The organism is Nocardia sp. JMUB6875, assembly GCF_041154655.1.
Classification (GTDB): domain Bacteria; phylum Actinomycetota; class Actinomycetes; order Mycobacteriales; family Mycobacteriaceae; genus Nocardia.
This window is the reverse complement of sequence record NZ_BAAFGR010000017.1, coordinates 18,694-32,176: the sequence shown is the minus strand read 5'-3', so window position 1 is coordinate 32,176 and position 13,483 is coordinate 18,694. Positions and strand designations below refer to the sequence as shown.

13 protein-coding genes and 1 riboswitch are annotated in these 13,483 nt (G+C 66.8%); of the genes, 8 read left to right on the top strand and 5 right to left on the bottom strand.

Features of this window, described 5'->3' with window-relative positions; all coding sequences use genetic code 11:
• Positions 1–39 precede the first annotated feature (39 nt).
• From ACAM49_RS06915 to ACAM49_RS06895, 5 genes are all read left to right on the top strand, one after another.
• On the top strand, positions 40–1,245 hold the full coding sequence (locus ACAM49_RS06915) for a lipid-transfer protein (RefSeq protein WP_369634601.1): 1,206 nt from the start codon (positions 40–42) through the stop codon (positions 1,243–1,245).
• A 72-nt stretch (positions 1,246–1,317) separates the two neighbouring features.
• Positions 1,318–1,755: an SRPBCC family protein gene (locus tag ACAM49_RS06910; RefSeq protein ID WP_040804814.1), complete on the top strand. Its 438-nt coding sequence runs from the start codon at positions 1,318–1,320 to the stop codon at positions 1,753–1,755.
• Position 1,756: 1 nt separating this feature from the next.
• Positions 1,757–2,623, top strand: a complete 867-nt coding sequence (locus ACAM49_RS06905) for a MaoC/PaaZ C-terminal domain-containing protein (RefSeq protein WP_369634600.1) — start codon at positions 1,757–1,759, stop codon at positions 2,621–2,623.
• A 10-nt stretch (positions 2,624–2,633) separates the two neighbouring features.
• Positions 2,634–3,512, top strand: a complete 879-nt coding sequence (locus ACAM49_RS06900) for an SDR family oxidoreductase (RefSeq protein WP_369634599.1) — start codon at positions 2,634–2,636, stop codon at positions 3,510–3,512.
• Positions 3,513–3,530: 18 nt separating this feature from the next.
• Positions 3,531–4,790, top strand: coding sequence for an acyl-CoA dehydrogenase family protein (locus ACAM49_RS06895; RefSeq protein ID WP_369634598.1), 1,260 nt, complete (start codon positions 3,531–3,533; stop codon positions 4,788–4,790).
• 60 nt (positions 4,791–4,850) lie between these two features.
• On the opposite strand, the gene ACAM49_RS06890 is transcribed toward ACAM49_RS06895, so the two are convergent.
• Positions 4,851–5,234, bottom strand: a complete 384-nt coding sequence (locus ACAM49_RS06890; protein ID WP_369634597.1) for a VOC family protein — start codon at positions 5,232–5,234, stop codon at positions 4,851–4,853.
• A 119-nt stretch (positions 5,235–5,353) separates the two neighbouring features.
• Between ACAM49_RS06890 and ACAM49_RS06885 the strand changes: the two genes are divergently transcribed.
• Together ACAM49_RS06885 and ACAM49_RS06880 are read left to right on the top strand one after the other, a co-directional pair.
• Positions 5,354–5,785 (top strand): DoxX family protein, encoded by a 432-nt coding sequence (locus ACAM49_RS06885; RefSeq protein WP_369634596.1) that lies wholly within the window; start codon positions 5,354–5,356, stop codon positions 5,783–5,785.
• Positions 5,786–5,955: 170 nt separating this feature from the next.
• Entirely contained in the window at positions 5,956–6,360 is a 405-nt protein-coding gene (locus ACAM49_RS06880; protein ID WP_369634642.1) for a DUF6879 family protein, read from the top strand.
• Here ACAM49_RS06880 and ACAM49_RS06875 read toward each other — a convergent pair.
• From ACAM49_RS06875 to ACAM49_RS06860, 4 genes are all read right to left on the bottom strand, one after another.
• Positions 6,255–7,460, bottom strand: coding sequence for an MFS transporter (locus ACAM49_RS06875; protein WP_369634641.1), 1,206 nt, complete (start codon positions 7,458–7,460; stop codon positions 6,255–6,257). The genes ACAM49_RS06880 and ACAM49_RS06875 overlap by 106 nt on opposite strands.
• Before the next feature lie 155 nt (positions 7,461–7,615).
• Complete coding sequence (locus tag ACAM49_RS06870; protein ID WP_369634595.1) at positions 7,616–9,016, bottom strand: FAD-binding oxidoreductase; 1,401 nt, start codon at positions 9,014–9,016, stop codon at positions 7,616–7,618.
• 278 nt (positions 9,017–9,294) lie between these two features.
• Positions 9,295–10,512, bottom strand: a complete 1,218-nt coding sequence (locus ACAM49_RS06865) for an NADP-dependent isocitrate dehydrogenase (protein ID WP_369634594.1) — start codon at positions 10,510–10,512, stop codon at positions 9,295–9,297.
• A gap of 375 nt (positions 10,513–10,887) precedes the next feature.
• On the bottom strand, positions 10,888–12,294 hold the full coding sequence (locus tag ACAM49_RS06860; protein ID WP_369634640.1) for an MFS transporter: 1,407 nt from the start codon (positions 12,292–12,294) through the stop codon (positions 10,888–10,890).
• Between the two features lie 248 nt (positions 12,295–12,542).
• On the opposite strand from ACAM49_RS06860, the gene ACAM49_RS06855 reads away from it, so the two are divergent.
• The gene (locus ACAM49_RS06855) at positions 12,543–13,280 is read left to right on the top strand and encodes a TetR/AcrR family transcriptional regulator (RefSeq protein WP_369634593.1); all 738 of its coding nucleotides are present in this window, start codon (positions 12,543–12,545) and stop codon (positions 13,278–13,280) included.
• Positions 13,281–13,292: 12 nt separating this feature from the next.
• Positions 13,293–13,404, top strand: a riboswitch (SAM riboswitch).
• Positions 13,405–13,483 lie beyond the last annotated feature (79 nt).

The window sequence follows — 13,483 nt, the reverse complement described above, 5'->3', positions numbered from 1 at the left end:
TTTGTATGTTTGTTTCTACACCCCTATGTGAGGAGTTCGATGACGAACAAGGTCTACGTCGTCGGCGTCGGCATGACGAAGTTCGAGAAGCCGGGGCGGCGCAAGAACGAAGACGGCAGCGCCTGGGACTACCCGGACATGGCTCGCGAATCGGGGACCAAGGCCCTCGCGGACGCCGGGATCGACTACCGCGAGGTCGAGCAGGCCTATGTCGGCTACGTCTACGGTGAATCCACCTCCGGCCAGCGCGCGGTCTACGAGCTGGGCATGACCGGCATCCCGGTGGTCAACGTCAACAACAACTGCTCCACCGGCTCGACCGCGCTTTACCTTGCGGCGCAGGCGATTCGGGGCGGGCTGGCGGACTGCACGCTGGCGCTGGGCTTCGAGAAGATGCAGCCGGGCTCGCTCGGCTCCACCTGGGACGACCGCGAACAGCCCATGGCACGCCACATCATGGCGCTCGCGGAGATCTCCGAGGTGCTGTTCCCGGTGGCGCCGTGGATGTTCGGCGCGGCCGGGCGCGAGCACATGAAGAAGTACGGCACCACCGCCGAGCACTTCGCCAAGATCGGGTACAAGAACCACAAGCATTCGGTGAACAACCCGTATTCGCAGTTCCAGGACGAGTATTCGCTCGACGACATCCTGGGCTCGCGCATGATCTACGACCCGCTCACCAAGCTGCAGTGCTCGCCGACCTCCGACGGCTCCGGCGCGGCCATCCTCGCCTCCGAGGAATTCGTGGACCGCCACGACCTGTCGCGGCAGGCCGTGGAGATCGTCGGGCAGGCCATGACCACCGACTTCCAGTCCACCTTCGACGGCAGCGCCAAGAACCTCATCGGCTACGACATGAATGTCCAAGCGGCCGAGAAGGTGTACGCGCAGGCCGGTCTCGGACCCGAGGACTTTCAGGTCATCGAGCTGCACGACTGCTTCTCCGCCAACGAGCTGCTGCTGTACGAGGCGCTCGGGCTGGCCAAGGAGGGCGAGGCCGGGCACCTCATCGACTCCGGCGCGACCACCTACGGCGGCAAGTGGGTCGTGAACCCCTCCGGCGGGCTCATCTCCAAGGGACACCCTTTGGGCGCAACGGGTTTGGCGCAGTGCAGCGAGCTCACCTGGCAGCTGCGCGGCACCGCCGACAAGCGGCAGGTCTCCAATGTGACCGCCGCCCTCCAGCACAACATCGGGCTCGGCGGCGCGGCCGTCGTCACCGCCTACCAGCGCGCGGACCGCTGATCTCTCTCCCTTTCCATCCCAATCCGCGATCCCGGCCAGGCCGGGATCGCGGGAACTTCAAGAGGTAATCAAATGGGACACATCGAAGCGTCCAAGGATCTCAACGCCACTCCCGACGGCCTGTGGGCCGTGGTCTCCGACCCGCAGACCTGGGACAAGTGGTTCTCCATCCACGAGCGCTGGATGGAGGAGCCGCCGGCCGTGCTGGCCCCGGGCGCGAAGCTGACCGCCAAGATCGTCATGCTAGGCATGGCCAACAAGATCGAGTGGGTGGTCGAGAGCGTCGACACCCCGAATCGCCTGGTGCTCAGCGGCACCGGCATGGCGGGCGTGAAGGTGCAGTTCGCCTTCGACATCACCCCTGAGGGCGAGGGCAGCAAGTTCTCGGTCTCCGGCGACTTCGAGGGCGCACTGATCAAGGGCGCGCTCGGCAAGGCGGTGGAAAAGGATGGCCTCACGCAGCTGGACAAAACTCTCGCCGCGCTCGACGCGCTCGCCACGGCGGCCTGAAATGACCTCGACGGCAGTCGAATTCGACGCGTCGGGCCTGAACAAATGGTCCGACGAGGAGCCCTTCGAGGTCACCCGCGAGCGGATCGCCGAATACGCCGCGGCCACCAACGATCCCATCCCCGCGCACCTGAAAGGCGATGTGGCACCGCCGGTTTTCGCGATCGTTCCGGTGTTCGACGCCATGATGGTGCCGGTCATCGAGGTGGCCCCGATGAACATCTTCGGGCGGGTCGTCCACGGGGAGCAGGACTTCCACTTCCATCGGCCGATCCGGCCGGGGGACAAACTGGTGTCGCGGGCCAAGGCCATCGGATTCGAGGGCAAGGAGAATGGTTCGACCATCACCATTCTCCTCGAATGCCGTTCGGACGATGGGGAACTGGTCAACGAGCAGTACCTGACCGCGTTCTTCCGCAATGTCGACGCGGGCGAGCGGGTCGGCGATGTGGCCCCGCCGCACCGGTTCGATGCGGCGCTGCTGGAGCGGGAGCCGCTGGCCACGGCGACCGCGCACGTGGACGCCGACCAGACCTACCGGTACTCCCCGGCGTCCGGGGATCCGGTGCCGCTGCACCTGGATGACCAGGTCGCCAAGGACGCCGGGCTGCCCGGCATCATCGCGCACGGACTCTGCACCATGGCGATGTCGTCCTGGGGTGTGCTCACGCAGGTTGCCGGATCGGATGTGGCTCGGCTGCAACGTTATTCGGTGCGCTTCTCCAAAATGGTATTCCCCAACGACGACCTCGAGACCCAGATCTGGAAGGTCGGCAGCAGTACCGGGGTCACCACCTATGCCTTCCGGACCGTGCGCGGTGACGACACCGTGCTGAGCGACGGCCTCGCCGAAATCTTGGACAACTGAGGAGACATTCATGGGTGCACTCGACGGACGGGTCGCCATCATCACCGGGGCCGGTCGGGGGATCGGCCGCGAGCACGCGCTGCTGTTCGCGCGGGAAGGTGCGGCGGTCGTGGTCAACGACCTCGGCGGCAGCAATGCCGGTGAGGGCACGGACACCGGCCCGGCGCACGAGGTGGTGAACGAGATCGTCGCCGCAGGGGGGCGCGCGATCGCGAACACCGACAGCGTCGCCGACTGGCAGGGCGCGAAAAACCTGGTGGATCAGGCCGTTTCGGAGTTCGGGCGGCTGGATGTGGTGGTGAACAACGCGGGCATCCTGCGCGACGCGTTCATCGCGGGCATGGACGAGCAGCAGTGGGACGCGGTCGTGGCCGTGCATCTCAAGGGGCACGCGGCGGTGCTGCGGCACGCGGCCGCGTACTGGAAGGATCAGTCCAAGGCGGGGAATCAGCCTGCCGCCGCGGTGATCAACACCGCGTCGGCGTCGGGCACCACGGTGCCCAATGCCGGGCAGGCGAATTACGGTGCGGCCAAGGCCGCCATCGCCGCGCTCACCCTGGTGGCGGCCGACGAGCTGGCCCGCTACGGCGTGCGCGTGAACGCCATCGCGCCCATCGCCCGCACCCGCCTCACCCTGGCGACGCCGGGCATGGGCGAGATGATGGCGGCCCAGCAGGCCGGTCTAGAAGAAGGCGAATTCGATGCCTTCAGTCCGGCCAATATCTCCCCGCTGGTGGCGTATCTTGCCACCGAGAAGTGCCCGATCACCGGCAAGGTGTTCGCGGTGCAGGGCGGCGCGATCTCCGAACTGGCGGGGTGGCACGACGTGAAGACCATCGAGACCGAAGGCCCGTGGTCCATCGACGATATCGCCGGGCGACTGCCGTAATCAGGAAGGCGGACAACGATGTTCGAATGGTCCGAGACCGATGAGCTGATTCGCGGGGCGGTGCGCGGCTTCATCGACAAGGAGGTGCGGCCGCATCTGGACGCCCTCGATTCCGGGGAGATGCTGCCGTACCCGATCATTCGGAAGCTGTTCTCCGAGTTCGGGATCGACGCACTGGGCGAAGAGTCGGTCACCAAACTGCTTGCCAAGCAGCGCAAGCGGGAGGAGGCGATCGCCGCGGGTGAGCCGTTGCCGGAGAAGAAGTCCTCCGGGGAGGGCGGGCCGTTCGCGGGGCAGGAATCGCTGATGGCGGTGCTGGTCAGCGAACTGTCCGGGGTGTGCATGGGGCTGGTCACCGCCATGGGGGTGAGCATCGGGCTCGGGGCCACGACCATTCTCTCGCGCGGGACGCTGGCGCAGAAGGAACGCTGGCTGACCGACATCGTGACCATGAAAAAGGTTGCGGCGTGGGCGATCACGGAACCTGACTCGGGCTCGGACGCGTTCGGCGGGATGAAGACCTATGTCCGGCGGGATGGCGAGGACTACATCCTCAACGGTCAGAAGACCTTCATCACCAACGGCCCTTACGCCGACACCGTCGTCGTCTACGCCAAGCTCGACGAGGGCGACGGCGTTGACAAGCGGGAACGCAAGGTGCTGACCTTCGTGCTCGACAAGGGCATGGAGGGCTTCACCCAGGGCAAGCCGTTCAAGAAGATGGGCTTGCACGCCTCACCGACCGGCGAACTGTTCTTCGACAATGTGCGATTGGGCCGCGACCGGCTGCTCGGCGAGACCGAACAACACGAGGGCGGCGACGGACGCGAAAGCGCCCGTTCGAGTTTCACCGCCGAACGGATCGGCGTCGCCTTCATGGCGCTCGGCATCGTGAACGAATGCCACCGGCTCTGCGTGGATTACGCCAAGACGCGCAAGCTGTGGGGCCAGGAGATCGGGCGCTTCCAGCTGGTGCAGCTCAAACTGGCCAGGATGGAGGTGGCGCGAATCAATGTGCAGAACATGGTGTTCAACGCGCTGGAACGCTCCCGAGCCGGGAAGCCGCCCACGCTGGCCGAGGCATCGGCCATGAAGCTGTACTGCTCCGAGGTCGCCACCGAGGTGGCCATGGACGCCGTGCAGCTCTTCGGCGGCAACGGATACATGTCCGAGTACCACGTCGAACAGCTCGCCCGCGACGCCAAGTCGCTGATGATCTACGCGGGCAGCAACGAGATTCAGGTGACGCACGTCGCGAAGGGACTGCTCGCCTACTAGGCGCGCACGAAGTCCGGGGCCGTCACCAGTCGCCGGTGACGGCCCCGGACCGTGTGCGGCTCAGGCGGCGGAGGCGATCTTCCACAGGTAGCCGTCGGGGTCGGCGAGGTAGCCGAAGTAGCCGCCCCACTGGGCGGGGGCGGCTTCCTTGACTATCGAGCCGCCGACGGTGAGTGCGGTGGCGATGGTCTCGTCGACCTCGGCGGCGGTGCCGACGATGTGGTGGAACGAGACGCCGCGGAAACCGCTGCCCTCCGGCGAGACTCCCGCGTCGGCCGCGGCCGCGGCCACCGGGTAGATGCCGAATCCCGAACCGCCGCCGAGTTCGAACGCGGCGAAGTTCGGGAAGTCCTGGCCGAGCTTCGCCCCGAGTCCGACATAGAACTTCTTGGAACGTTCCATGTCCTCGACGGCCAGCATGATGGTGTTCGCCTGCAGGGTCATCGTCTTCTCGCTTCCGGTCGCTGTTGCGGATTCACTACCTCGACCGCGCGCATCGAAGGAATGTGACAGGGCGGCTCGAACCGCTGTCACACTTCCTCCCCGCCATCGGTCGAGAAGATATGACCGCCATCGCGCACACCCCCTCGCTCCAGACCGCCCCCACCCGAGCCCGCCTCCGCACCTACGCCTACTGGGCCGCCACCCTCACCCTGGCCTTCACCATGACCAGCGGCGCCTTCGGCGAATTCACCCACCAATACGGAACTCTCGAAACCCACACCATCCTCGGCTACCCCACCTACTTCCTCACCCTCATAGCCACCTGGAAGGTATTGGGAAGCGCCGCCATCCTCGCCCCCGGCTTCCCTCGCGTGAAGGAATGGGCCTACGCCGGAATGTTCTTCAACATGTCCGGCGCCTTCATCTCCCACCTCGTCCAACACGACAACGGCACCGCCGGCATGCACCTCATCGCCACCGGCACCATCCTCGCCCTGGTAGTCGCCTCCTGGTCCCTCCGCCCCGCCTCCCGCACTCTCCCCTCCCGCTGAATCCTCCTGCTACACCACCCTCTCAACAAGATCAGGGAGCTCTCACGCCGGAAATTCGTCCGATTCCCAACCTTGAGAGCTCCCTGATCTTGTTCTACTCCGGCGAGCGTCGGTCCCTGGGCATCCGCCGGAAGGCGAACCACTCCACAATTGCCTGAACCGGGGAGGCGCTGCGGCGGTACCTGGCCGGAGAACCGCTCGACCCGGCGTTCACCGCGCAGTGGTACGACCTGATGCGGAAGGTCACTCGAAATGGGAAAACGGTGCAACGGGTGCGGGTGGTGACTGAGCCGCACACGGACTACATCCGGTTCGCGATCGCTATCACGGCCGGGAACGTGGCTGCGGGAGAGGACATTCGGTGGCTGCCCCGAGAGCATGCGCCGGATTCTTTACCCGTCATTACGCGCGAATCCGCGACCAGTTGTGGGCCGCCGCCATCCGGCATGACGACTACGCGAACCCGGAATCAGGCGGCCGGGTGGGAGGCTGAGCGGCTGACGAAGACGGTGACTGTGAAGAGGACGACGCCGAGGACTGCGAGGCCTGCGCCTACTGCGGCGGGGGCGGTGTAGCCCAGGCCCGCGGCGATTACCAGGCCGCCGAGCCAGGCGCCCGCCGCGTTCGCGATGTTGAGGGCGGCGTGGTTGAGGGCGGCGGCGAGGGTTTGGGCGTCGTGGGCTACGTCCATGAGGCGGGTTTGGAGAGCCGGGGCGAGGGAGGCGCCCGATGCGCCGATCAAGAACGCGCCGATTGCGGCGGTGTAGGGGTTGTGGGCTGCGGCTACGTAGGCGGCGAGGATTACGACCATGGCGAGCATGGAGGCGAAGATGGCTCGGTCTACGCCTCGGTCGGCCAGGACGCCGCCGATTATGTTGCCGGCGACCATGCCCAGGCCGAAGAGGGCCAGGACTACGGGGACCAGGGCGATGGGGAGGCCGGAGACGTCGGTGAGGGTGGTGGTGATGTAGGTGTAGACGGCGAACATGCCGCCGAAGCCGATGGCGCCGACCAGGAGGGTCAGCAGGACCTGGGGGCGGCGCAGGGCCGTCAATTCGGTTCGGGGGTCGGTCATTCGGATGCCGTGCAGCTCCGGGACGAAGCGGGCGATGGCGGCGACGGTGGCGATACCGATCACGGCGACCACGATGAAGGCGTCCCGCCAGCCGAGATTCTGGCCCAGCCAGGTGGCGGCGGGAACGCCGACAACATTGGCGGCGCTCAGGCCCAGCATAACGGCCGCAACCGCCTTGGCCCGCTGCCCCACCGGGGCGAGCGACGCGGCGGCCAGCGACGCGACACCGAAGTAGGCGCCGTGCGGCAGGCCGGAGACGAAGCGGGCCGCCGTCAGCGTCGCGAAGTTGGGGGCGATCACGCTGGCCGCGTTGCCCAGCGCGAAGGCGAACATCAGGGCCATCAGCAGACGCTTGCGCGGCACCCGGGCGCACAGCGCCGCGATCACCGGCGCGCCGACCACCACGCCCAGCGCGTAGGCCGAAACAATGTGTCCCGCAGTCGGTTCGGAGACCTTCATGGAGGTCGCGATATCGGGCAGCAGGCCCATGGTCACGAATTCGGTGGTGCCGATGCCGAATCCGCCGAGGGCCAGCGCCAGCATGGCGGGCACGTGCCAGCTGGTGCGCGGCTCCACCTCCGGCGCGGGGGCGCGGTTCATCGCGGCGGGAGTGGTCGCGAGGGCGGCGGTGGAGACGGATTCGGGCACAACCAAGCGCAACACAGTGTCGAACCATCGCGATACCGCCCGGCCTGGTGATTTCACTCACCGGCCGGGCCGAATCATGCTGCGGGCCACTCCCCCGCAACCGACTGTCAGACCGTTGCGGGCGCCTCGACCCGGGTGGGATCGGCCTCACCCAGCGCCGGGGCCACGGGGTAGTTGCTCCGGAACAACCCGTCGGGATCGCGTCGGTCCTTGATCTCCCGCAGCCGCGCCAGCGTCGCCGTATCGAAGACCACGTCCGGCGTCTCCCCGGAATCCAAGTAGGTGAACGGCTTCCGCCCGCTCAGGTACGGCCGCATCGCCCCGGCCACCTCGGCGGCCCGCCCGGCCACCGCCGCCTCGAACTCCGGTGTCGGCGCGGGCCCGAGCAGCGACAGCAGATACGGCTCGGCGATCGACCCGGCACAGCCCGCGTCGGCGGCGGGTCGGGCCAGCGCGCCACCCAGATGCCGGACCTGCACCAGTGCCAGCGGGCCCACGCTCCCCTGCGGCGCGGCTGCGGCGAGCAGCGCGTCGCTGACCTCCGGCGAGAATTCGGTGAGCAGTTCAGCGCGCACCCGGGCCGGGCTGGGATCGGTCGGCTCCATGCAGACGCCGCCCACCTCCGCGGCATTCAGCGGCCGCCGGGTGTCGAGCACCGCGCCCGGAATTCCGTCGAACCAGCGCAGCGGGGCCGTGACCGCGCCCAGCGCCACCACATCGATAGCCACCATGGATTGCCCGCGCAGGAACTCGGGAAGCTCTGGGAACGGCGGGAATTGAATGAGCGTCAGCCAAAGGCTCAGTCCCTCTTCGGCTTCCGCGGTGGCGCGATGGAAGGCGGCGATCACCGCTTCGGTCCGCTCGGCGGGCCACAGCAGGCGGCCGCCGAAAAGTTCTGGCGCGTCGAACAATTCGAACTCCAGGCCGGTGACCAGCGCGAAATCACCGCCGCCGCCGCGCAGTGCCCAGAACAAGTCGGGATCTGAATCCGCGGTCACCCGGCGCTGATCGCCGTCCGCGGTCACCACCTCCAGCGCCCGGACCGCATCCGAGGCGTAGCCGCGGCTGCGCGCGAACCAGCCGACACCGCCGCCGAGCGTGTACCCGGTCACCCCGACCACCGCGGAACTGCCGCAGGCTGCGGCCAATCCATGCGCGGCGGCCTGCTCCAGCACCGGCTGCCAAGCCGCCCCGGCCTGCACCTTCGCCACCCGCGCGGCGGCGTCGATCTCGATGCCGTCCAGCGCACCCGTCGTCACCAGCACGGTCCCGTCGGCCGCCGCCGAGGGGCTGTGACCGGTGGCCCGCGTGCTCAACGGCAACTCGGCCGCCGCCGCGAATCGCACCAGCGCCGCGGCATCGGCCGCGTCGGCGATCTCCACGACCGCCGAAACCTGCTGCCGCACGGCCAGATTCCACGGCGTGCTCGCGTATTCGAACCCGTCCTCGCCCGGCATCAGCACCCGGCCACGCACCACCTGGCGCAGATCATTCCCCAGCCCCGACATGTCTCCTCCTTCACCGTCGCGCCATCGCGACCGATCCCGAATAACACCAAGGTCATTGGGTCGGCGTCGCTGCGCGTTAACCGATTCTCTCCATCGGCCCGTGACGGTTTCATGACCGACCAGCCCCGGAAAACAGTTCGGGCACCCGCCCATCCACCGGTTCCGGTGGAGGCAGGTGCCCGTTGTGGCGCGGTCGATGTACTGGCCGGGACTGTGGTCCCGGCCCCCATCTCACCGCTTCGCGCTGTTCACGTTCGTCGGCGCGTCGAAAGTTCTCGCTAGCGGAGCTCGCGAGCCAGGTTGGCGTCCAGCACGCCGAGGAACTCCTCGGTGGTCAGGTAGCCCTGGTCGCCGCCCACGAGGAGCGCGAGGTCCTTGGTCATCTGGCCGGACTCGACCGTCTTGATGACCACGTCCTCGAGGGTCTGCGCGAAGCCGATCACCTCGGGGGTGTTGTCCAGCTTGCCGCGGTGGGCCAGGCCACGCGTCCACGCGAAGATCGAGGCGATCGGGTTGGTGGAGGTGGGCTTGCCCTGCTGGTGCTGGCGGTAGTGGCGGGTCACGGTGCCGTGCGCCGCCTCGGCCTCACAGGTGCGGCCGTCCGGGGTCAGCAGCACGGAGGTCATCAGACCCAGCGAGCCGAAGCCCTGCGCCACGGTGTCGGACTGCACGTCGCCGTCGTAGTTCTTGCAGGCCCAGACGTAGCCGCCCTCCCACTTGAGCGCGGAGGCGACCATGTCGTCGATGAGGCGGTGCTCGTAGGTGAGACCGGCCGCGTCGAACTCGTCCTTGAACTCGGTCTCGTACACCTCCTGGAAGGTGTCCTTGAACATGCCGTCGTAGGCCTTGAGGATGGTGTTCTTGGTCGACATGTACACCGGGTAGTTCTGCTGCAGGCCGTAGTTCAGCGAGGCCCGCGCGAAGTCCCGGATGGACTCCTGGAAGTTGTACATGCCCATGATCACGCCGCCCTCTTCGGGCATGCGGACGACCTCGTGCTGGATCGGCTCGGAGCCGTCCTCGGGTGTGAAGGTCAGGGTGACGGTACCCGCCTGGTGCACCTTGAAGTCGGTGGCACGGTACTGGTCGCCGAAGGCGTGGCGGCCGATGATGATCGGCTTGGTCCAGCCCGGAACCAGACGCGGCACGTTCGAAATGATGATCGGCGCGCGGAAAATGGTGCCGCCGAGGATGTTGCGGATGGTGCCGTTGGGCGACCGCCACATCTTCTTCAGCCCGAATTCCTCGACTCGCGCCTCGTCGGGGGTGATCGTCGCGCACTTCACGCCCACGCCGTGCTTCTTGATGGCGTTGGCGGCGTCGATGGTCACCTGATCATCGGTCTTGTCGCGGTACTCGATGCCGAGGTCGTAGTACTCGAGGTTCACATCGAGATACGGATTGATCAGCTTGTCCTTGATGAACTGCCAGATGATCCGAGTCATCTCGTCGCCATCGAGCTCGACGACAGTCCCTTCAACCTTGATCTTGGACATGGATCTTCGTGTCCTCCTAGGAAGGTGGTGCTCCCATTGCACGGCCGGTGAGCACCGCTTGTAGCGGACCCCAGCTGTTCAACAGACAACGTATACGCATGGCGCTCGGCACGGGACCTGTGGTGCCAAGTCCACGTACGCTGTGGCGTCAAGCAAGACAAGCGTACTGCTGCTATCGATCTCACCGCGCGGGCGGCCCCCGCTGTGCGGGAATTCAGTGCGGTTACCGATAAGTAGCTTTTCGGGTGACTTTCCGCACTTCCAGCATGCGAAATGCCGAAGGCCGCGGCAACCCCATTCCCGACCCTTGCGGAATGCGAGCGGCCACGGCCTTCGCCTCTGACCTTCACAAGGCCAGATATATCTTTTCGCCGGTCAGACTCCCACGTGCACGACGTGCTCGTCGCCCTCGAGCAGATTCTGCGGCTTGTCCCGGATCATGAACGCGGCGATCGGAATGCAGAGCAGGAAGAAGCCCGCGCCGATCAGGAACGCGATGTCGTAGGAGTGGATCGAGGCCCGCTCCAGCACATGGTCGATGGTCCCGTTGTTGCGCACGTACCGCTCGGCCACCTGCACCGAAATGGTGGTCAGCAACGCGGTGCCGATGGAACCGCCGACCTGCTGCGCGGCATTGAGCAGCGCACTGGCCACGCCCGAGTCCTCGTCGTCGACCTGATGCAGCGCGGTGGTCTGCATGCACACGAACAGGAAGCCCATCCCCAGCGCGATCAGGATCATGGCGGGCAGCAGCCCACTCGCGTAGCTGTCACCGAATTCCAGCCGCGACAGCCACAGCAGGCCCGCCGCGCCCAGCACCGAACCCGCCAGCATCAGCGGCCGCGGCCCGATCTTGGGCAGCACCGTCGAGGCGATGCCCGCCGACACCACGATGCCGGCCGGGAACGGCAGGAACGCCACACCGGTCTTCAGCGCCGAGTAGTGCTCCACGATCTGCAGGTAGAAGCTCAGGTTCAGGAACATGGCGAACATCGCGATCGGCACCAGCAGCGCGATCAGATACGAGCCGCCGCGGTTGATCTCGCCCGGAATACGCAGCGGCAGCAGTGGATTCGCGGTGCGGCGTTCGATGGCCACGAAGGCCGCCAGCAGCGCCACGCCCACCACGAACAGGGCCAGCGTGGTGGTGGCGGTCCAACCGTCCTCGGCCGCCCGGCTGAAGCCGTACACGATGGAGATCAGGCCCAGGGTGACCGTGATCGCGCCCGGCAGGTCGTAGCCGCCGGTGCGGGGTGCGGGCACATCCTTGACCACGAAGGCGAACGCGCCGACCAGCGCCAGCAGCGCGACCGGGGTGTTCACCAGCAGCGACCAGCGCCAGTCCGCGTACTCGACGAGCGCGCCGCCCGCGATCAGGCCGAGCGCGGCGCCGGCCGCGGAAACACCCGCGAACACGCCGAAGGCCCGGGCGCGTTCCTTGGCCTCGGTGAAGGTCACCGACACCAGCGACAGGGCGGCCGGGGCCAGCAGCGCACCGAACGCGCCCTGCAGCGCGCGGCCCGCGAACAGTTCGGCCTGGTTCTGGGCGAGACCGGCCAGCGCGGAGGCGGCGGCGAAGCCGATCAGGCCGACCATCAGGATGCGGCGGCGGCCCAGGTAGTCCGCCAGGCGGCCGCCGAGCAGCAGCAGGCCACCGAAAATCAGGGTGTAAGCGGTGAAGATCCACTGCTTGTCACCGTCGCTGATGTGCAGATCCTGCTGCGCGAACGGCATGGCAATGGTGACGATCGTGGCGTCCAGGACCACCATGAGCTGCGCCATCGCGATCACGGCGAGTGCGAACCAGCGCCTGGAGTCTTTTGCTGGAGTCGCGGAATCTTTTGCGGGACTTGCTTTTTCGTCTGTACCGAGAGCGTCCGGCGCTACGGTCATGAGCTTCTCCTCTTGGAGTTCGAAGACAGCTCAACCATAGTGGCCCCCACCGACAATTGGCGTCAAGGGAAATTTGTCGCACTGCGACAGTTGTCATAATGGGACAGGACGGACCGTTAACGGCTTAAGATGGAGGCATGTCGGAGTTGTCAAGTCACATCGGTGTGATCTCGCGTCACCGCCCCGGCGTCCGTGAACACCGCCCCGGCCTGCGCGAACGCAAGAAGCAGCAGACCAGGGACCGAATCATCGACGTGGCGCTGCGACTGTGCGACGAGCAGGGCTTCGACGCGACCACGGTGGAACAGATCGCCGACGCCGCCGACGTCTCGCCGCGCACGGTGAACCGGTACTTCGACAGCAAAGAGGCGATCGTCATCGCCCCCATCGAGGGCATGGGCCGGGTCCTCGCCGAGGCATTGCGCGCCCAGCCCATCACCGGCGATGAATTGCAGGCGCTGCTCGACGCCTTCCTCTCGGTCGTGGACCAGATCATCGAATCCGATGCGCCGGTGCCCTTCCGCTGGTTCCAGCAAATGCAGCGCATCTCACGCGAGAGCGTCGCGGTGCGCGCGCTGAGCATGGAATCGGCCGACACCAAGACCCGCGCCATGACCGACGTGCTGGCCGAACGCCTGCAGGTGCCCGAGGACCACCTGACGGTGCGCCTGATCGCCGCCACCTGGCACAGCATCATGCGGGTGGGCATGGAGTGCGAGTTCGACGAGGAATCCGAGTTCCCGGACTGCACCAACGCCGATACCGCGCGTGCGCTGGCCGACAATGTGCTGGCCGCCTTCCACGAATTCCGCCGCGTCTGCTGCGTATCCGGTGTGGCGAGCCCCACTTCCGAAGCGACCGCGTCGGCCCGTTAGAATCTCGCAACAGGTCAAGAGCATCAGCGTTAAGGCCCCGGCTTGCTGATCGGCAACCCTCCAGCTGCGGTGGGGTGCTCCGGGTGCAGACCGGGCGTTCGAAGGACGAACGCAAGCGCAACCAGGAGGTCTACCGAAATGTGTTGTTGTCGAAGCCCATTCGCTTCTCGATAACGTCAAACTTCCGCCATTCGGCGACCTTG